Source organism: Thermobifida cellulosilytica TB100, from assembly GCF_001517975.1.
In the GTDB taxonomy this organism is placed as follows: domain Bacteria; phylum Actinomycetota; class Actinomycetes; order Streptosporangiales; family Streptosporangiaceae; genus Thermobifida; species Thermobifida cellulosilytica.
Genome location: NZ_KQ950183.1, coordinates 300,417 through 319,665, shown reverse-complemented (window position 1 = coordinate 319,665; position 19,249 = coordinate 300,417). Strand labels below are relative to the sequence as shown.

The window sequence follows — 19,249 nt, the reverse complement described above, 5'->3', positions numbered from 1 at the left end:
GCGGCGCAGCGCCTCGGCGGCCAGCAGGTCCAGTTCGGAGTAGATGCGGCCGAGCAGCCGCCCCTCCTCGGTGACGGTGTCGCCCGCGAGGTAGCCGAGCTCCTGGAGCACCCCGCAGACCCGGTCGAAGGTGCGGGCGATGACGTGGGAGCGGCCCTCGATGCGGCGCTCCAGCTCGTCGGTCTCCTTCTTGAGCCGGAAGTAGCGCTCCGCCCAGCGCGCCCGGTCCTCGCGGCCCTCGCTGTGGTGGCAGGGGTGTTCGCGGATGCGGGCGCGCAGCTCGGCGATCTCGGGGTCCTCGGCCGCCCCGTCGCGGGTGCGGTGGCGGACCGGGGCGGCCGGCAGCGTCTCCAGTTTGCTGCGCAGCGCCGAGGCCAGGTCGCGGCGGGACTGGGCCGAGCGCGCGGAGAACGACTTGGGCAGCCGCAGCCGCCCCGACGGCTCCACCGGGACCGGGAAGTCGCTGGCGCTGACCCGTTTGACCTGGCGGTTGACGGTCAGCACCAGCGGCGCGGGCAGCGGCCCCCTGTCCAGGCCGGGGTCGAGGACGACGGCGTAGCCGGCCTGGCGGCCCGAGGGGATGCGGATGATGTCGCCGGGTCTGAGGGAGCGCAGGCTGCGCTCGGCCTCCTTGCGGCGCGCGGTGCGCCGGTTGCGCTGGGCGGCGCTCTCCAGGTCGCTGAGGCGGCGGCGCAGCGCCGCGTACTCCATGAAGTCGCCGTTGGGGTCCTCGGCGGCCTTGGCGTAGCCTTCCAGCGCCTCCTGCTGTCTGCGCAGCTTGCGCACCAGGCCGACCACGGCGCGGTCGGCCTGGAACTGGGCGAAGGAGGACTCCAGCATGGTCCGGCCGCGCTCGCGGCCGACCTGGGCGACCAGGTTGACCGCCATGTTGTAGGACGGCTGGAAGCTGGAGTTGAGCGGGTAGGTGCGGGTTCCGGCCAGGCCCGCGACCGCCTCCGGGTCGGTGCCGGGCTGCCACACCACGACCGCGTGCCCCTCCACGTCGATGCCGCGGCGTCCGGCGCGGCCGGTGAGCTGGGTGTACTCGCCGGGGGTGAGCGCGGCGTGGGTCTCGCCGTTCCACTTGTCCAGCTTCTCGATGACGACGGTGCGGGCGGGCATGTTGATGCCCAGGGCCAGGGTCTCGGTGGCGAAGACCGCGCGGATCAGGCCGCGGGAGAACAGGGTCTCCACCACCTCCTTGAAGGTGGGCAGCAGTCCGGCGTGGTGGGCGGCGATGCCGCACTCCAGGGCCTGCAACCATTCGGAGTAGCCGAGCACGGCCAGGTCGGGCGGGGGGATGTCGGCGCACTGGCGTTCGGCGTACTCGCGGATCTGGGCGGCCTCCTCGGGGGTGGTCAGCACCAGGCCCGCGGCCAGGCACTGGCGCACCGCGTCGTCGCAGCCGGCGCGGCTGAAGATGAAGGTGATGGCGGGCAGCAGGCCCTCGCGGTCGAGCTGTTCGACGATCTGCACCCGGCTGGGCGGGGTGAACCTGCTGCGGGGCCGGGGTCCGCCGCCGCGCGCCCGCGCCTGCGGGTGGCGGCGCTGGTAGGCCAGTTGGGAGAGGCGGGCGTCCTCCTCGGCGAAGCGGATCAGGCGCGGGTTGACTCTCAGGCGCTCCCCGCCGACCTCGATCTCCACGGTGCGCTGGGCGTCGGTGCGGGAGCGGCGGCGTTTGCGGGAGCCGCGCCCCGCCTCGTCGTCCTGCTCGGCGTCGGCGGGGCCGTCGGGCTCGACGAACAGGTCGTGGATGCGGTTGCCCACCATCACGTGCTGCCACAGCGGCACCGGGCGCTTCTCGTCGACGATCACCGAGGTGTCGCCGCGCACCTGTTGCAGCCACTGGCCGAACTCCTCGGCGTTGCTGACGGTCGCGCTCAACGCCACCACCTGCACCGAGGCGGGCAGGTGGATGATGACCTCCTCCCAGACCGCGCCGCGGAACCGGTCGGCGAGGTAGTGGACCTCGTCCATGACCACGTAGGCCAGCCCCGACAGGGTGGCGGAGCCCGCGTACAGCATGTTGCGCAGCACCTCGGTGGTCATCACGACCACGGGCGCCTCGCCGTTGATGCTGTTGTCCCCGGTGAGCAGGCCGACCTTCTCGGCGCCGTAGCGGCGCACCAGGTCGGTGTACTTCTGGTTGGACAGCGCCTTGATGGGCGTGGTGTAGAAGCACTTGCGGCCGTCGCGCAGCGCCAGGTGGACGGCGAACTCGCCGAGGACGGTCTTGCCGGACCCGGTGGGCGCGGCCACCAGCACCCCGTGCCCCTCCTCCAGCGCTTTGCAGGCCCGGACCTGGAAGTCGTCGAACTCGAATCCGTACAGCGCCTGGAAGTCCTCGATGACGGGGCTGGACCTCTGCTGTCGCCTGCGGAACTCGGCGTAGCGGGCGGCATAAGTGCTCATACTGGTCAGCCTAGAGGGTGGCGGGGGCGGCGCGCCCGTTCCCGGGAGGGCGTCCGGCGGGGCGGGGCCGGGTCAGCGGCCGGTGAGCATCCGCACCGAGCCGGGGACGGCCTCGCAGACCAGGGGCGGTGCGGCGAGGCGTTCGCCGTCGGCGTGGGCGACCACGTCGGCGGCGCCGTGCACCGCGACGGCGACGCGTCGGCCGCGCAGCACGGCGACCTCGGGCAGGTTCAGGTGGGAGCCGGTGAACACGCGGGGGAACAGGCGCAGGAAGCGGGCCCGCCCCATGGCGCGTACCAGCACCACGTCGAGGAGTCCGTCGTCGGGGCGGGCGTCGGGGCAGATGCGCATGCCGCCGCCGTAGCAGCGGGTGTTGCCGACGGCGACGAGCACGCCCTCGGCGTCCAGGCGCTGCCCGTCCACGTCCAGGGTGTAGCGGAGCGGGGTGAAGGAGCCGAGTTCGGCGAGGAGTCCGGCGACGTAGTCGAGTCGGCCGGTGCGGACGCGCAGGCCGTTGACGCGTTCGTTGACGCGGGAGTCGAATCCGCAGGCGAGGACGCTCAGGTAGTGGCGGCCCGCGGCCGCGACGGTGTCGATCCGCCGGGTGTGTCCGGCCAGGACCGCCCGGGCCGCCGCGTCGGGGCTGCGCGGCAGGCCGAGCTCGCGGGCGATGTCGTTGCCGGTCCCCGCGCCCACGACTCCCAGCGGGACGTCGGTGCCGACCACGGCCTGGAGGGCCAGGTGGGCCAGGCCGTCGCCGCCGACGGCGACGAGCGCGTCGGGGCGGTCGGCGGCCAGTTGCCCGGCCAGGCGGGCGCTGTCGGCCGCCGAGGCGCCCGCGGCCACGCGCACCCGGGCGCCCCGGGCGCGCAGCCGGTCGCGCAGTGCGGCCGCGGCCACGGCGGCCCGCCGCCGTCCGGAGGCGGGGTTGACCAGCAGGGCGATGGTCGGCACGGGGGGACGGGTCCTCCGGTTCGGCGGGGCGCGGGGCTAGTCGGCCTCGGCGGCGGGGGTGTTGTTGAGCGGCGAGGGCACCGCGGTGACCGGCACCTCGCCGCGCTGGATGGCGGCCTCCTCGGGGGTCAGGTACTCCTCGGGGATGTCGAACTCGCCGTCCTTGGCGCCCAGTACGAACGCCTCCCACTCGGCGGGGGTGAAGAACAGGATGCCCTTGTCGGGGTTCTTGCCGTCGCGCACCGCCCGGTAGCCGTCGTCGAACTTGGCGACCTCGACGATGGCCTCGGAGTCCTCCCGCGACAGCGAGGAGCGCATCCACACCGCGTTGGTGGTGTCGTGCCACTTCTCGTTGCCCCGCGCCTCGGGGGGCAGGTCGCGGCGGGAGGCGGAGGAGGTGTGCTGCTCGTCCATGGGTCTCTCCTGTTGACTGTCGTCCGGACCGGGTGTTCGGTGCGGACTCTAACGGTTCGGCGTGGTCCCGGCGGCGCTGTCGACGTCGTCCAGCGGGGAGATCTCGTCGTCGTCGAGCTCGGCCAGCGGGTCGCGGCTGCGGCCGCGGCGCCGGTCGTTGACGAAGGCGACCAGTTCGGCGATCTCGAACAGTGCGACCACCGGAATTCCCAGCGCAAGCATAGTGAACGGGTCGCCACCCGGGGTGGCGATCGCGGCGAACACGAACGCCAGGAAGATGATCACACGCCGCCACTTGGCGATCATCCGGTGCGGCAGCACGCCCAGGAAGTTCAGCATCACCACGATGAGCGGCAGCAGGAAGGCGGCGCCGAACACCACCAGCATCATGATGATGTAGGTGAGGTAGTTCTGCAGGGTGATCAGCGCGGTGGAGCCCTCCGGGGCGAAGGAGAACATGATCTCCATGCCCTTGGCGGTGACGTAGTAGGCCAGCGCCGCGCCCGCGCAGAACAGCGGGACCGCGAACCCCACGAACAGGTAGGTGTAGCGCTTCTCCCGGCCGCGCAGCGCCGGGGCGACGAACGCCCACACCTGGTACAGCCAGAACGGGCTGGAGACCAGCAGGCCGACGATGAGGGCGACCTTGAAGTAGAGGTTGAACCCGTCGAAGATGCCGGTGTAGTTGAGTCCGCAGTCCTCGCCGCCGCGCACCTCGGCGGGCAGCGAGCAGTAGGGCCGTTGCAGGAACTCCCAGACCGGGTCGAAGACGAGGAAGCCGGCCACCACGCCCGCGCTGATGAACAGCAGCGCCTTGATGATCCGGTTGCGCAGTTCCCGCAGGTGGTCCATGAGCGGCATGCGCGCCTCGGGGTTCGCCTTGCGCTGTCGTCTCGTCCTCATCGCTGTGTGTGTTCTCCGACTCACCCGGTACCGTCCGCGCCCGTGGCGGCCGTGCGGCGCCGGCGCGGCTTCGTTGGACTGGCCGACCGAAGGTCAGGAATTGTAGGGGCGCCGGGCGGACTCCGCGGAGCCGTCGACGATCCGCTGGCCGGGCGGCAGTTGCGGGTAGCCGTTGCCCTGCTGGGCGCCGGACTGCTCGGGGCGGGCCTCGGCCTGGTGGGTCTGGCCCGCGGCCTGCTGCTGGGCGCCGTCCTCCTCCGCCAGGCCCTTGGCCTCGGCACGCAGGATGCGGGCGCTGCGGCCCAGCGAGCGCGCCAGTTCGGGCAGCTTCTTGGCGCCGAACAGCAGCAGCACGATCACCAGCAGGATGAGGATTTCGCGGGGCCCGATGCTCATGTTGTGTCAGCCTCTCTGTGCGACGCCGCCTGCGCCACCGATGGTACGTCCTGGTCCGGCCGTGCGCCCGCCGGGTCGGCGTCGGCCGGGGTCGTGGACTGCCGGACGCGCCCGCGGCGGGCGTCCCGGCGGCCGACGGGCGGCAACGGTTCACAGTACGTCTCGAGCCTACTCAATCCGGGGCGCGGCGCCACCGTCCGCGGGTGGACGTCGGTCTCGTCCGGAGTAGCGCCGCAGCGCCCGCTCGGCCAGTTCGCGGGCCCGTTCGGCCAGGTCGGCGGGGGCGACCAGCCGCCCGGTGGCGCCCAGCCGCAGCGCCAGCCGCACCGCCCAGCCGGGTTCGGGGGTGCGCAGGGTGGCGCGCAGCCGGCCGCCGGGCAGCTCCTGCACCTGCGAGCAGACGTGGTCCTCGGCGACCCAGCGCGCCGCGGGCTCCAGTTCGAACGTGACGAAGGCGTCGTCGGCGGAGCGTTGCAGCACGCCGTCGCTGAGGTCGAGTCCGCGCACCCCCGCGGGGACCTCGGCGGCCACCGGCAGCACGGTCAGCTCCAGGATCCGGTCCAGGCGGAACAGCCGGACGTCCTGGCGCAGCCGGCACCAGCCCTCCAGGAAGACGTGCCCGTCCTGCACGACCAGCCGCATCGGGTCGACCTCGCGTTCGCTGACCCGGTCGGCGTAGCCGGACAGGTAGCGCAGGTGGAGGCGGTGGCCGGTCTCCAGCGCCTCGCCGATCTGCTTGCGCAGCCGGGCGGTCTCCCCGTCGGCGTCGACGCGCACGTCCACGGAGTCGGCGAGTTCCACGGCGGCGCCCGCGACCTGGCGCAGCTTCTGCTCCACGCGGGTGAGGGCGGAGCTGTCCACCCCGGGCAGGTCGCGCAGCAGCCGCAGGCCGACCACCAGGCTGGCGGCCTCGTCGGCGGTCAGCCGCAGCGGCGCGGCCAGGGTGTCGGCGTTGGCGATGATGATCTCCCCGGTCTCGGCGGCGGCCTCCACGTCCACGTCGATCAGGTCGCCGGGGGTGTAGCCGGGCAGGCCGCACATCCACAGCAGGCTCAGGTCCTTGAGCACCTGCTTCTCGGTGAGGCCGAAGTGTTCGGCGACCTCGGAGACCCGCACGTCGCGGCTGAGCGCGTAGGGCACCAGCATGAGCAGGCGGCGCAACTGCTCGGAGGAGGCGTTGGCCCGGCGGGAGGGCGCGGGCCGCTCGGCGGGCGGGGCCTCCTGGTCGGCGGTGTCCTTGACGGGTGCGGCGACGACGGCGCGCAGGTGCTCCACGACGGCGGTGCGGGCCCGTTCGGGCTCGCGCACCAGCACGTGCTCGCCGTACTCGGCGACCCGCGCGGCCAGGGCGGCCTCGTCGGTGTAGGGGTACTCCACCAGGTCCCATCCGGTTGCGCCTGCGCGCTCCCCGGGGACGATGCGGCGGGCGTCGCGGCGCAGCGCGTGCGCGGCGTCGGTGCGCGCCTCCAGCAGCGCCACCTGGTCGGGCTCTGCGGGGCGCGCGTTGACCAGGGAGCGCACGTCCACCCCGGCGGGCACCTGCACGGCCGGCCCGGTGGTGTGCACCCGCACCTCGCCGACGATGCGGCTGAGCCGGAAGACCCGGCGGTCGCGGCGCAGGCGGTCGTATCCGGCGACGTACCAGCGTCCCCCGACGTTGGCGATGCCCCACGGCTCCAGTTCCCGGTGGGTGGGCGTGTCCTGGCCGGGGCGGCGGTAGTCGAAGCTGACCGGGCGGCGGTCGCGGACGGCCTGCCAGATGGAGGGGAAGGCGGGCTCGTCGGCGCCCAGCACGGGGGCGACGGCGGGCAGCGCCGCGGAGTCCACGGGCACCCCGGCGGTGCGCAGCTTCAGCAGCGCGTTGGCGGCGGCCTCGCCGAGCACGGCGTGCCGCCAGGCGCGGGCGGCCAGGCCCAGCACGGCCGCCTCGTCGGGCAGCAGTTCGATGGGCTCCAGTTCGTAGTCGTCGCGGCGGATGCGGTAGCCGTCCTCGTCGCTGAACGGGTCGCGGCGTCCGGTGCTGATGGGGATGCCGGCGTCGCGCAGCTCCTTCTTGTCGCGCTCGAACATGCGCTTGAAGGCCGCGTCGTTCTCGACGTCGCCGTAGCCGTGCACGGTCGCCCGGATCTCCTGGGCGGTGAGGAAGCGCCTGGTGGCCAGCAGGCAGATCACCAGGTTGAGCTGCCGTTCGGTCTTGTCCTGCGACATTTTCCGCCTTTCTGGACGCCGCCCGCCCGCTAGTGCGTCGGTTTCCCGGAATCGCGACACCACGAACGGTACCGTGACGCGCGTGATCAGATGGCGTGACGGACGGGTCCGCGGTCTGGGCCGCTCCTGGCCCGGCGCGGTGGAGTTGGACGTGGAGCTGGCGGGGGGCGAGGGGGGCTGCCGGGCGCTGGCCTATCCGCGTCTGGTGGGCGAGCCCCGGCCGGGCGACCGGGTGCTGCTGAACACCACGGCGCTGGCGATGGGGCTGGGCACGGGCGGCTACGCGCTGGTGGTGGCCGTGCCCGACCGGCTGCCGCCCGACCCCGGCGGCCCGGGGCACCTGGTCAAGGCCCGCTACACCCCGCTTCAGGTGACCGTGCTGGGCGCCGACGAGCAGGACTCGAAGCACCACGCGCTGCTGCGCGACTGCGACGGGGTGGACGGCATGCCGGTGGTGACCGCCGACCTGCACTCGGCGCTTCCGGCGGTGGTGGCGGGGGTGCTGGCGGAGCGCCCGGGCACGCGGGTGGCCTACGTGATGCTGGACGGCGGGGCGCTGCCGCTGTGGTTCTCCCGGACGGTGGCGCGGCTGCGCGAGGCCGGGGCGCTGGCGGGCTCGGTCACGGTGGGGCAGGCGTTCGGCGGCGACGTGGAGGCGGTGACGGTGCACACCGGGCTGCTGGCGGCCCGGCACGTGCTGGGCGCCGAGGTCGCCGTGGTGGCGCAGGGGCCGGGCAACCTGGGCACCGGGACGCCGTGGGGGTTCTCGGGGGTGGCCGTGGGCGAGGCGGTCAACGCGGCGGCGGTGCTGCGGGGGCGCCCGGTGGGGGCGCTGCGGGTCAGCCAGGCCGATCCGCGCCGACGGCACCGGGGGGTGTCGCACCACAGCCTGACCGCCTACGGGCGGGTGGCGCTGGCCCGCGCCGACGTGGTGGTGCCGCGGCTGGGCGGGGACTTCGGGGCGCTGCTGCGCGCCGAGGCCGCCGTGCTGGGCGAGCGGCACACCCTGGTGGAGGTGGAGGTGGAGGGCCTGCTGGCGGCGTTGCAGGCGGTCCCGGTGCGGCTGTCCACCATGGGGCGCGGCCTGGCCGAGGACACGGCGGCGTTCCTGGCCGCTGCGGCGGCGGGCCGCCACGCGGCCCGCCTGCTGGACTGAGCGGCCGGGCGGCTGCGGGCATGTCCGGGGGCGGGGCCGTGCGGCCCCGCCCCCGGCGGCTGTTCGGTGCGCGGCGGGCTACTCGCCGCCCTCCTCCTCGGAGGCGTCGCCCGACTCCTCGGAGGCGTCGCCCTCGTCGGCGGGGGCGTCGGTCTCCTCTTCCTCCTCGGGGGCGGTGTTGTAGGCGCCCAGCAGGTCCACGACGAAGACCAGGGTGCCCGCGGGCTGGCCCCGCTCCTCGGCCTCCTTGCCGTAGGCCTTGTCCTCGGGGATGACCAGCAGGACGCGGCTGCCGACCCGCTGGCCGACCAGGCCCTCGTCCCAGCCCTCGATGACTCCGCCGACGCCGATCTGGAAGCTGAGCGGGTCGCCGTCGGTGTCCTCGTTCTCGGCGGCGGCGCGCTCGGGCAGCCCGGTGTTCCAGGTGGAGTCGAAGACCTTCCCGTCGTCCCAGCGCACGCCGGTGTACTGGACGACGATCTGCTGGCCCTCGGTGACCTCGGGGCCGTCGCCCTCGATCAGGGTGACGGCCTTCAGGTCCTTGGGGGCCTCGGTGTTCTCGGGGATGGTGATGTCGGGAATGGCCCGGCCGTTGTCGGTCACGGTGGGCAGCCCGTCGCCGCCGGAGGACGTCTGCTCTCCCTCGACGACGTCGCCCTTGCCGTGGCGGGCGACGATGTCCACGACCGACACCGACGCGCCCTCGGGCGCCTCCTGGCCCATCGCCTCGTACTGGGCGCGCTCGTCCTCGCTGGGCGGCGGGAAGAGGAACACCACGCGGGAGCCCACCGACTGGTTGATGACGGCGTCCGCCAGGTCCTCGGGCATCTGCGACAGCGGCAGCAGCGTCGGGGCGTCGTGCTCGTAGGTGGAGCTGGTCTGCTCCCCCTTGCCCGCCTCGGTCCACCGGTACTCCACGATGTGGGCGACCAGCAGGTCGCTCTTGCGGATCAGGACGTTGGCGTCCTCTCCCTTGTGCGCGACGCCGGAGAGCCGCTCGGTGGGCGGGGCGATGTCGGGGAAGGTGATCTCGGGTTCCTCGCCGACGGGGCCGCTGACGACCGGGAGGCGGGTGTCGTACTCCTGCTCGCTGCGCATCAGGGCGGGGGTCTGCCAGTCCTCGGGAATGACCCCGCATCCGGACGCCCCCAGCATCAGGGCGCTCAACGGCACCGCAAGGGCCACAGCCGCACGTCGACGCATGTTGTCACTACCTCAAGAGTTTGGCCAGAATCTCCGACACACTATCGGAGAGGCAAGAATGCCGTATCCGAGTAAGAGGCCGTTAAGAACTTCCGGAGCGCCGCACCGCCCGGCCCGGCGGCCGCTCCGCGGCGGCCTGCGCGTCCGGGCCGCGGCGCTCCTCACTCCCCGCGGTCGCGGTTGCGGTAGGCGTCGAGGACGTGCTGGGGAATGCGGCCGCGTTCGCTGACCTCCATCCCCTGGGAGCGCGCCCACGCCCGCACGGCCCGGGTGTCGAGCTTCTCGGACCGCGCCGCGCGGCGGGACCTGCCGGTGACCTTCCGCCCGGCCTTCACGTACGCCTCGAAGATGGCGCGCAGGTCCTCGGCGTGGTCGGCGGACAGGTCGATCTCGTAGACCGTTCCGTCGATGCCGAACGTGACCGTTTCGTCGGCCCTGGAGCCGTCGAGGTCGTCGACGAGTTCGACCACCGTCTTCCGTGCCACCTCATCCCCCCTTTGTTCTCGCTAATATTGGTGAAATACTATAGAAATCTCCGGAAAACCCGTCGACACTTCCGCCGTCTCCACGCGTTTTCCCGGATATTGCGGTTCCGTTGGCCGTGGCCGGGGGGTGCGGCTGCGCCGCGGTAACCGTTCCGCCCGGTCCGCGGCGTCCGGTGCGGACAAAGAGGACCCCGCCTTTCGACGGGGCCCTCCGGCGGGGTGCGGCCGCGGTGTTTCCCGTCGGCCGCCTGTTTTCTATTTGTCGGGAATTCACTCCGGCGGGTGATTGCCGGAACACGCCCGCGTCACGGGCCTTTCCCGGGGGTCAGAACACCACCAGGCTGCGCGCGCCGCGGCCGGAGTGCAGGTCGGCGAGGGCACCGCCCACGTCCTCCAGCCCGATGGTCCGGCTGACCAGGGGCGACAGGAGCAGTTGGCCGTCGCGGTACAGCTTGAGCAGGTCCGGGACGTCGGCGGCGGGGTCGCTGCTGCCGTACATGCACCCGCGGAGGGTGCGGGCGAAGTGCGGGACCTCCAGCGCGTTGAGGGTCAGCGTGTCGGTGGCGGCGCCGATGCCCACCACGGTGGCGGTGCCGCCGCGGCGGGTGCACGACCAGGCCGCGCGGATGGTGGCGGCGCGGCCCACGCACTCGACGGCGTGGTCGACGCCGCGCCCGTCGGCGATCGCGCGGATCCGGCGGGCGAGGTCGTCGCCGGGGGTGAGGAAGTGGGTCGCGCCCAGGGAGCGGGCCAGCTCCTCCTTCTCCTCGACCGGGTCGACGGCGACGATCGTGGCGGCGCCCGCGATGCGCGCGCCCTGGACGGCGGCCAGCCCCACACCGCCCAGGCCGATGACGGCCACCGACTGGCCGGGCTGTACGCGCGCGGCGTTGCGCACCGCGCCGACCCCGGTCAGCACCGCGCAGCCGAGCAGGGCCGCCTCGACCGGGGGGATGTCGCCGGGGACGGGCACGCAGGCGCCCGCGGGGACGACGGTCTCCTGGGCGAACGCGGCCACCCCCAGGCAGGGGTGGACGCCGGTGCCGTCGGCCAGGGTCCCCCAGACGCGGCCGGAGGCGTCGGCGGCGCGGGCGCACAGGTAGGGCTCGCCGTTGGCGCAGTACCAGCAGGCGCGGCAGGGCGGGTTCCAGTTGAGCAGCACCGTGTCCCCGACGGCCAGGTCCGTCACCCCCTCGCCGAGGGCGACGACCTGTCCGGCTCCCTCGTGGCCGAGGACGGCGGGCATGGGGTGGGCGAGCCTGCCCGAGGCCAGCGACAGGTCCGAGTGGCACACGCCGGCGGCGGCCATGCGTACCCGGACCTGTCCCGGTCCCACGTCGGGCAGGGCGACCTCTGCGGTGTGCACCGGTTCGCCGGGGGCGCGTACCACGGCTGCGAGTGTGGTGGACATGGTCCTCCTCTGGTCGGGATCGGTGTGCGGGGTCACGGGAGTTGGACCGCCTTGAGCTCGCAGAACTCCTCCAGGCCGAAGCGGCCCAGTTCGCGTCCGTTGCCGGACCTGCGGTAGCCGCCGAAGGGGGCGGAGGGGTTGAACCGGCCGCCGTTGACGGCGACCTGGCCGGTGCGCATGCGGCGCGCCACGGCCAGGGCCCGGTCGGTGTCGGCCGACCAGACCGCGCCGGACAGGCCGTAGTCGGTGGCGTTGGCCAGGGCCACGGCGTCGTCGGTGTCGGTGTAGCCGAGCACGGTGAGCACCGGGCCGAAGATCTCCTCGCGGGCGGCCGCGGCGTCGCGGCCGAGTCCGGCCAGCACGGTGGGGGCCACGAAGTAGCCCTGGTCGGGGACCTCGGCGTCGGGGCCGCCGGTGGCGAAGACCGCGCCGTCCTTGCGGGCCCGCTCCAGGTGGTCCAGGACGCGGCGGTGGGCGTCGGCGGAGGCCAGCGGCCCGATGCGGGTGGCGGGGTCGGCGGGGTCGCCCATGCGCCTGGCGCGCGCCGCCTCGGCGGCCAGGGCGACGGCCTCGTCGTAGCGGTCCTGCGGGACGAGCAGGCGGGTCAGGGCGGTGCAGGTCTGGCCGGAGTTGAGCATGCAGTCGGCGACGACGGCTCTGACCGCGGCGGCCAGGTCGGCGTCGTCCAGGACGACGGCGGCGGACTTGCCGCCGAGTTCCAGGGCGACCTTCTTGACGGTGGGGGCGGCCGCCTCGCTGACGCGGCTGCCGGCCCGGGTGGATCCGGTGAAGGAGACCATGTCCACGTCGGGGTGGGCGGCCAGCGCCTCGCCGGCCTGCGGTCCGGTGCCGGTGACGAGGTTGAACACGCCGGGCGGGAAGCCGACGGAGTCGATGATCTCGGCGAGCAGGAAGGCGGACAGCGGTGCGACCTCGCTGGGTTTGAGCACGACGGTGCAGCCCGCGGCGAGGGCGGGGGCGATCTTGGCGATCGTCTGGTGCAGCGGGTAGTTCCACGGGGTGATGGCGCCGACCACGCCGACGGGTTCGCGCAGGACGAGGGAGTTGCCGATCTGCTCGGTCCAGGCGAGGTCGCGGGCGGCGGCGACGGTGTCGGCGAGCACGGTGAGCGGCAGCCCGACCTGGATGCGGTCGGCGACCGTCTTGGGCGCGCCCATCTCCGAGGTGATGAGGGCGGACATCTCCGCGGCGCGCACGGTGAGCTCGCGGCGCAGGGCGTCCAGGTGGGCGAGGCGTTCGGCGAGGTCGGTGGCGGCCCAGGAGTCGAAGGCGCGCCGCGCGGCGTGCACGGCGCGGTCGACGTCGTCGGCGTCGCACAGCGGGACGTGGGCGAGGGTGCGGCGGGTGTAGGGGTTCTCCACCGCGATGCGGTCGCTGGTCTGGGGGGCGGTCCACTGGCCGCCGACGTAGATCCGGTCGGTGGTGAGCACGGTGCCTCCAGGCGGGGTCGGTCAGACGAAGGCGCTGACGCCGGTGAGCGCGCGGCCGATGAGGAGCTTCTGGATCTGGCTGGTGCCTTCGTAGAGGGTGGTGACGCGGGCGTCGCGCAGGTACTTGCCGGGCGGGTACTCGTCGATGTAGCCGTAGCCGCCGAAGACCTGCATGGCGTTGTTGGCGGCGCGCACGGCCGTCTCGGTGGCGTAGAGCTTGGCCATGGACGCGGCGGTGGCGAACGGCTCGCCCCGGTCGATGAGGTCGGCGGCCCGCCACACCAGGAGGCGGGCGGCGTCGGTCTCGACGGCGGTGTCGGCGAGCAGTTCCTGGACGAGCTGGAACCTGGCGATGGGGCGGCCGAACTGGACGCGCTGCCTGGCGTGGGCCAGGGCGCTCTCCAGGGCGCCCCGGGCGGCGCCGACCGCTCCGGCGGCCACCGAGACCCGCCCCTTGTCGAGGGCGGACATCGCGATGCGGAAGCCCTGGCCCTCCTCGCCGAGGACGGCGTCGGCGGGCACGCGCACCTCGTCGAGGAAGAGCTGGGCGGTGGGCTGGCCGCGCAGGCCGAGCTTGCCGTGGATGGTGGTGCGCTCCAGGCCCGGGGAGTCGGTGGGGACGAGGAAGGCGGTGACGCCCTTGGGGCCGGGGCCGCCGGTGCGGGCGAAGATGACGGCGACGTCCGCCCAGGTGCCGTTGGTGATGAACATCTTGGAGCCGCTGAGCAGGTAGTCGTCGCCGTCGCGGACGGCGCGCAGCGACAGCGACGCGGCGTCGGAGCCGGTGTCGGGTTCGGTCAGGCCGAAGCAGCCGAGGAGCTCGCCCGAGCACAGGCCGGGCAGCCAGCGGCGGCGCTGCTCGGGGGTGCCGTGGGCGGCGATGGTCTTGGCGACCAGGCCGAGGGAGACCGAGACCAGGCCGCGGACCGAGGAGTCGCCGCGGCCGAGCTCCTCCATGACCAGGACGTAGGAGAGGTGGTCGCCGCCCGCGCCGCCGTACTCCTCGTCGACGGTCATGCCGAGGAAGCCGAGTTCCCCGAGGCGTGGGACCAGTTCGCGGGGCACGCTCTCGGCCCGGTCCCACTCCGCCGCGTTCGGTGTGATCTCGCGGTCCACGAACTCCGCCGCCATGGCGCGGAGCGCGGTCTGCTCCTCGGTGAGGGTGAAATCCATGCCGCACCCCAAAAACTATCGCTGTTAGTTTTCTTGCGTGCAGAGTAGGACATCGGTCACACCGGGGGAACCCCGGGGCCTCCCACCGCCGCGCGCTGTATGCGAAATTTGATGGCTTTTAACCCATTTGTCCGTTCGTGGGGTGCGGGGGAGGGCGCCCTCCCCCGTCCCGGGCGCGGCGCCCGCCGCGCCCGGGAGTGGGCCGCCGCGGGCGCCTCACCGGCCGCTGACCAGCCTGGCCAGCTCCACCCGGGAGCGGATTTGCAGTTGGCGGAAGATGTTGCGCAGGTGGTGCTCGACGGTGCGGGGGCTGATGTAAAGGCGCTGGGCGATCTCGCGGTTGGTGGCCCCCTCGGCGACGAGGCGGGCGATCTGCTCCTGCTGGGGGGTCAGCCCCGCGGTGGCGGCGGAGACGCCGCTGTCGAGCGCCTCCCCGGTGGCGCGCAACTGCTCCTTGGCCTGGCGCAACAGCAGCGGCGCCTCCAGCCGGGTGAACGCCTCCACCGCGGCGCGCAGGTGCGGGCGGGCCGCGGAGGGCAGCCGGGAGCGGCGCAGCAACGTGCCGTAGGCCAGCCGGGTGCGCGCCTCCTCGATGCCCGCGCCGCCGCGGCGGTGCAGGGCCAGCGCCTCCTCGAAGTGCTCGCGCGCGGTCTCGCCGTCGCTGAGCAGCGCCCGGCAGCGCGCCGCGAGGGCCAGCTCGTTGGGGCCCTGCACGGCCCTGGCCCACCGCTCGTAGCCGGCCAGCGCGGCCTCGGCGCGCCGGGTCTCCCCCAGGTGCGCGGCGGCCTCCACGTAGTGGGGCACGCTCAGCAGGCGGATGGTGCGGTGGCCCTGGCAGGGCTCGCTGCGCGCCAGCTCCTCCAGGCGGGTGGCGGCCTCGCGCATCCGGCCCCGGGTCAGGTCGAGGAAGGCCAGCGCCCACTCGGTGAGCGCCCGGGGCAGCCCCAGCGGGCGGCTGTCGGCGTGCTCGGTGACGGCCGCCGCGCGCACCGCGCACTCCTCGGCGTCGCCGCGCAGCGCCGCCAGCATCGCCAGGGCGGCCAGGTGGTGCGCGGCGCAGTTGCGCTGCCCGGTCTCCCCCGCCAGCCGCAGCCCCAGCGACGCGTGCTCGGTCGCGGTGGCCGGCGACCCGTGCAGGAACTCGCCGTAGACGGCGTAGGACAGCGCCTTGGGCACCATCGACACGGTGCCGCGCACCCCGGCCCGGGCGATCGCCCGGGCGGTCTGGCGGCGCGCCCCGACGGTGTCGCCCAGCCGCAGCGCCGCCACGATCGCGAAGATCAGGCCGAACGGCTCGTCGTCGCGCTCCGCCAGGGCCACCGACCGGCGCAGCGGCTCGACCGCCGCCTCGTAGTCGCCCTGGAAGGCCAGCATGGAGCCCTCCAGGTAGGCCAGTCCGGAGTCGTGCTGCGGGTCGTCCAGGTCGAGGGCGAACGCCTGGCGCGCGGCCGCGGCGAAGCGGTCCAGGTCCCCGGCCAGGGAGGCGGCGTCGGCGGCGCGCAGCAGCAGCGACCGCGCCTGGCGGGGGTTGCGCCCGGCGACCTCGCGGGCCGCCGCCATCAACTGGTCGCAGCCCTGGACCGAGTCCTTCTCGCCGACCGCGCGGTAGCCGTCGACCATCTCCGGCAGGCCCCGGATGCGGGCGGCCGGGACGTAGGGCGCCGCCTGCTTGATGAGGATGGTGCTGCGGCTGTACTGGCCCGCCGCCCACGCCTGGTAGGAGGCCTCGGCCAGGCGGTTGGCCCGGCGGCTGGGCTTGCCGGTCAGCTCGGCGGCGCGCTCCAGCAGGACCGACGCCTCCTCGGCGGTCAGCCCGGGCTCGCCCGCCGACACCGCGGCGGTGAGTTCGCGGCCCAGCTCCTCGTCGGGGCCGCCGGTGGCCGCCGCCCGGTGCCACAGCACCCGGTAGCGGGGTCCGCGGCCGTCCAGCAGGCGCGCCATCTCCAGGTGGGCGCGGGCCAGTTGGCCGCTGGTGGCGCGGCGGCACACCACCTCGCCCAGCATCGGGTCGGCGAACTCCACCCGGTCGGCCTGCACCCGCAGCAGTCCGGCCCGCTCGGCCCGGTCGAGGGCCGCGACCGGGTCGGCGGCGCCGTCCCGCGGCGCGGTCAGGACCGGGACCGCCACGCCCGGTTCCAGCGCGGCGAGCAGCAGCAGCCACGCCACGTCGTCGGGGAGGAAGTCCAGCGTCTCGGCGTAGGCGTCCAGGATCTCCGCGGGCAGCGGCAGGACCCTGGGCAGCGGCTCGGCGCCGGTGCGCTGGCCCGCGGTCAGGGAGGCGGCGTAGCAGCGGGCGGCCATGGGGTTGCCGTGCGCGCGGCGTGCGAGTTCGCTGCGCACCGCCGGGTCCAGGTCGGGGTCGGTCTCCTCCAGCATCCCCTGGAGGACCTCCTCGGCCAGCGGCGCCAGCCGCAGCCGGGGCAGGCCGGACAGCTCCTCGGGCGGGGTGTCGCGGGTGGCGAAGAGGACGGCCGCGCCGACCTCGTCCAGGCGGTGGGCGGCGAAGGAGAGCAGGCCGAGCGAGTCGGGGTCGATCCACTGGGCGTCGTCGACCACGCACACCAGGGGGCGGGTGCGGGCCAGCGCGGTGAGGAGGGCCAGCACGGCCACCGACAGCGCCAGCCGCCCCTCCCCGTCGTAGCGGCCGCGGCGCAGCACGCCGTCCAGCAGCCGGTCGTGCTCGGGGCTGAGCGTGCCCAGGCGGTGCTGCACGGGCAGCAGCAGCCCGTGCAGTCCGGACAGGGGGAGGCCGGTCTCCGGGCGGCGGCCGTTGATCCGCAGGACCCGGTGGCCGTCGGTCCGGTCGAGGACCGTGTCCAGTAGCGCGCTCTTGCCGATGCCGGGACTGCCCTGGACGACCAGCGCGCCGCCCCGGCCCGTGGTGCAGCGGGAGAGCAGGGCGGCCAGGTGCTCGACCTCAGCGCCCCGGCCGTGTGTGCGGGAGGCCGGGACCGTCAGTACGTCTGCCATGTGACCCACGTTACCGAGACGTAGATCACAGTCAACGGTGGGACTGTCGCCCCTGTCCGGGCTCCGCCCGCCCTGCGATCGTGGAGCTGCTCCTTCTCTGTCGGCGCACCGAGTGCGCCGGTCATGCCCGATGACAGCGGGGGTCCGGCACGGCACACCGGACCCCCGCTCGCCCCCTCCCGCCCCGCTGCGGGGTGCGGGGCCGAGGGTCAGTCGTGGAAGTCGTACTCGTCGGGGCCGAGCCGGTCGAAGTCGGCGGGGACGATCTCGCCGCCGTCGCGGTCGGTCACCATGGGCTCCTGGAGCTGCTCCATGACCCCCTCGCCGTCTCCTTCCCGGTACTGCTGGACGAGGACTCCGGCGTGGCCGCCGCGGTCCTCGGCGGTGGAGGCGAACGGGACGAGTCCGGGGCCGTTCCACTCCATCGACTCGACGGCGTCGAGGAGGCTCTGCCGGGTCGGGTTCTCCCCGGCGGCCTTGAGGGCCTTGGCGAACATGACCGCCTGGACCATGCCGTAGATGCGGGTATTGGTCAGCTCGCCCTCGCCGTACTTGTCGTGGACCTCGGTGAAGAACCGGGTCCAGGGGTCGTCGACCATGTTGACCTGCGGCAGGTAGCCGCTGGTGATGATGCCGTCGAGGAGCTGGTCGACCGGCAGCCCGTCGTCCTCGGCGTACTCCTTGAGCAGGGCGCGCAGCGTCGGGGTGTCGGAGCCGATGCTGGTGATGACCCACTGCGCCTGGTAGCCCTGCCCGACGGCGTTGAGGATGCCCAGCGCGGCGAAGGCCGGGATGCAGGCGCAGACGACGAGGTCGGCCCCGGCCTCCTTGAAGGAGGAGATCTGCCCGCCGACCGCCTCGGGGGCGGTGGACTCGTAGCCCGCGTCGGCGACGACCCGGTCGGCCAGGTACTGGTCCAGTCCGGCGATGGAGTCGGAGCCCACGTCGTCGTTCTGGTAGTAGTAGGCGACCTTGGCGTCGGGGAAGTTCTCCGCCACGTACTTCGCCAGGATCTTGGCCTCCTTGGTGTAGTCCACCTGGTAGCCGTAGGTCAGCGGGTACTGCTCCGGGTCGTTCCACATCAGCGCGCCCGAGGAGGGGAACAGGTCCGGCACGCCCTTCTCGCTGAGGTAGTCGACGACCTTGGAGTGGGTGGGGGTGCCCAGGCCGCCCAGCATGGCGAAGATCTCCTCGCCCTCGACGAGCTCCTGGGTGACCTCGACGGTCTTGGTGGGGTCGTAGACGTCGTCCTTGACCAGGTACTCGATGCGGCGGCCGTGCACGCCGCCCTGGTCGTTGATGTAGTCGAACATCGCCGAGGCGCCCTGGGAGATCGCCAGGTAGCCGGCGGAGGCCGGGCCGGTGAGCGGCTGGTGGGTGCCGATGGTGACCGTGTCGTCGGTGACGCCGACGGACACGTTCAGGTCGGCTCCTGCGCTCTCCTCGACCTCTCCGGCGCCTCCGCAGGAGGTGGCCAGCAGCGTCAGGGCCAGCGCCCCCGCTGCGACAGCGGTCGGTTTCCTCATGTCACGCTCCCGTCGTGGTGATGGATGGGGGATCTGATGGAGGGTTCGGTGTGCGCTGCCGGGCCGACAGGCCGCCCAGGCGGCGCAGCGCGCCGTGGACGCCCGTGGGCCAGGCCGTGACGATGACGACGAGCATCACGCCGAAGAAGACCGGCGGCAGGTTGTCGGCGACGCTGCTGCCCAGGCCGAGCAGGTCCGCCAGCTCCCTGCCCGCCGCCTCCAGGTAGACCAGTGCCAGGGCGCCCCACAGCGCGCCCCACAGGCTGCCCAGGCCGCCCAGCACGAGCGCGGCGAGCAGGCTCAGCGACAGCGCCAGGGAGAAGGAGCTGGGGGTGGCGGTGCCCAGCAGGTAGGCCTCGCAGGCCCCGGCCAGCGAGGCGCATCCGGCGCTGACGACGAACGCGGTGACCCGGGTGCGTCCGACCGGGATGCCTGCCATGGCCGCGGCGGACTCGTCGTCGCGGACGGCGCGCATGCGCCGCCCCAGCCGTCCCCGGCTCAGCGTCGCCAGGACCACCAGGGCCGTCAGCACGGTCAGCCAGACGACCAGGGCCTTCCACTGGTTGTCGGTGAGCAGGCCGGACAGT

The 19,249-nt window shown here is 73.9% G+C and carries 15 protein-coding genes; 1 reads left to right on the top strand and 14 read right to left on the bottom strand.

Features of this window, described 5'->3' with window-relative positions; genetic code table 11:
* The 6 genes from AC529_RS14085 to AC529_RS14060 all read right to left on the bottom strand — a co-directional run.
* Positions 1-2,412: DEAD/DEAH box helicase (locus AC529_RS14085; RefSeq protein WP_068757418.1), on the bottom strand; the 2,412-nt coding region annotated here is incomplete at its 3' end.
* Between the two features lie 72 nt (positions 2,413-2,484).
* Positions 2,485-3,366 (bottom strand): diacylglycerol/lipid kinase family protein, encoded by an 882-nt coding sequence (locus AC529_RS14080; protein ID WP_068757417.1) that lies wholly within the window; start codon positions 3,364-3,366, stop codon positions 2,485-2,487.
* A 36-nt stretch (positions 3,367-3,402) separates the two neighbouring features.
* Entirely contained in the window at positions 3,403-3,780 is a 378-nt protein-coding gene (locus AC529_RS14075; RefSeq protein ID WP_068757414.1) for a DUF397 domain-containing protein, read from the bottom strand.
* Positions 3,781-3,828: 48 nt separating this feature from the next.
* Positions 3,829-4,641, bottom strand: coding sequence for a twin-arginine translocase subunit TatC (gene tatC, locus AC529_RS14070; RefSeq protein ID WP_068757411.1), 813 nt, complete (start codon positions 4,639-4,641; stop codon positions 3,829-3,831).
* A 135-nt stretch (positions 4,642-4,776) separates the two neighbouring features.
* Positions 4,777-5,079 (bottom strand): Sec-independent protein translocase subunit TatA, encoded by a 303-nt coding sequence (gene tatA, locus AC529_RS14065; protein ID WP_068757409.1) that lies wholly within the window; start codon positions 5,077-5,079, stop codon positions 4,777-4,779.
* A gap of 168 nt (positions 5,080-5,247) precedes the next feature.
* A complete protein-coding gene (locus tag AC529_RS14060) occupies positions 5,248-7,287 on the bottom strand; it encodes a helix-turn-helix transcriptional regulator (RefSeq protein ID WP_068757407.1) in 2,040 nt (679 codons plus the stop codon).
* An 82-nt stretch (positions 7,288-7,369) separates the two neighbouring features.
* On the opposite strand from AC529_RS14060, the gene AC529_RS14055 reads away from it, so the two are divergent.
* Positions 7,370-8,443: a DUF3866 family protein gene (locus tag AC529_RS14055; RefSeq protein ID WP_198156430.1), complete on the top strand. Its 1,074-nt coding sequence runs from the start codon at positions 7,370-7,372 to the stop codon at positions 8,441-8,443.
* A 78-nt stretch (positions 8,444-8,521) separates the two neighbouring features.
* Here AC529_RS14055 and AC529_RS14050 read toward each other — a convergent pair whose 3' ends face one another.
* From AC529_RS14050 to AC529_RS14015, 8 genes are all read right to left on the bottom strand, one after another.
* Entirely contained in the window at positions 8,522-9,646 is a 1,125-nt protein-coding gene (locus tag AC529_RS14050) for an FKBP-type peptidyl-prolyl cis-trans isomerase (RefSeq protein ID WP_068757405.1), read from the bottom strand.
* A gap of 161 nt (positions 9,647-9,807) precedes the next feature.
* Complete coding sequence (locus AC529_RS14045) at positions 9,808-10,131, bottom strand: histone-like nucleoid-structuring protein Lsr2 (RefSeq protein ID WP_068757403.1); 324 nt, start codon at positions 10,129-10,131, stop codon at positions 9,808-9,810.
* Positions 10,132-10,456: 325 nt separating this feature from the next.
* Positions 10,457-11,542 carry a Zn-dependent alcohol dehydrogenase gene (locus tag AC529_RS14040; protein ID WP_068757401.1) on the bottom strand — a complete coding sequence of 362 codons (1,086 nt, stop codon included), beginning with the start codon at positions 11,540-11,542 and terminating at the stop codon, positions 10,457-10,459.
* Between the two features lie 32 nt (positions 11,543-11,574).
* Entirely contained in the window at positions 11,575-12,993 is a 1,419-nt protein-coding gene (locus AC529_RS14035; protein WP_068757399.1) for an aldehyde dehydrogenase family protein, read from the bottom strand.
* Between the two features lie 21 nt (positions 12,994-13,014).
* Positions 13,015-14,166 carry an acyl-CoA dehydrogenase family protein gene (locus tag AC529_RS14030; RefSeq protein ID WP_068757397.1) on the bottom strand — a complete coding sequence of 384 codons (1,152 nt, stop codon included), beginning with the start codon at positions 14,164-14,166 and terminating at the stop codon, positions 13,015-13,017.
* 216 nt (positions 14,167-14,382) lie between these two features.
* The gene (locus AC529_RS14025; RefSeq protein WP_068757395.1) at positions 14,383-17,136 is read right to left on the bottom strand and encodes a helix-turn-helix transcriptional regulator; all 2,754 of its coding nucleotides are present in this window, start codon (positions 17,134-17,136) and stop codon (positions 14,383-14,385) included.
* Positions 17,137-17,345: 209 nt separating this feature from the next.
* Entirely contained in the window at positions 17,346-18,662 is a 1,317-nt protein-coding gene (locus tag AC529_RS14020) for an ABC transporter substrate-binding protein (RefSeq protein WP_068757393.1), read from the bottom strand.
* 1 nt (position 18,663) lies between these two features.
* The coding region (locus AC529_RS14015; protein ID WP_198156429.1) for a branched-chain amino acid ABC transporter permease at positions 18,664-19,249 on the bottom strand (586 nt) is incomplete at its 5' end.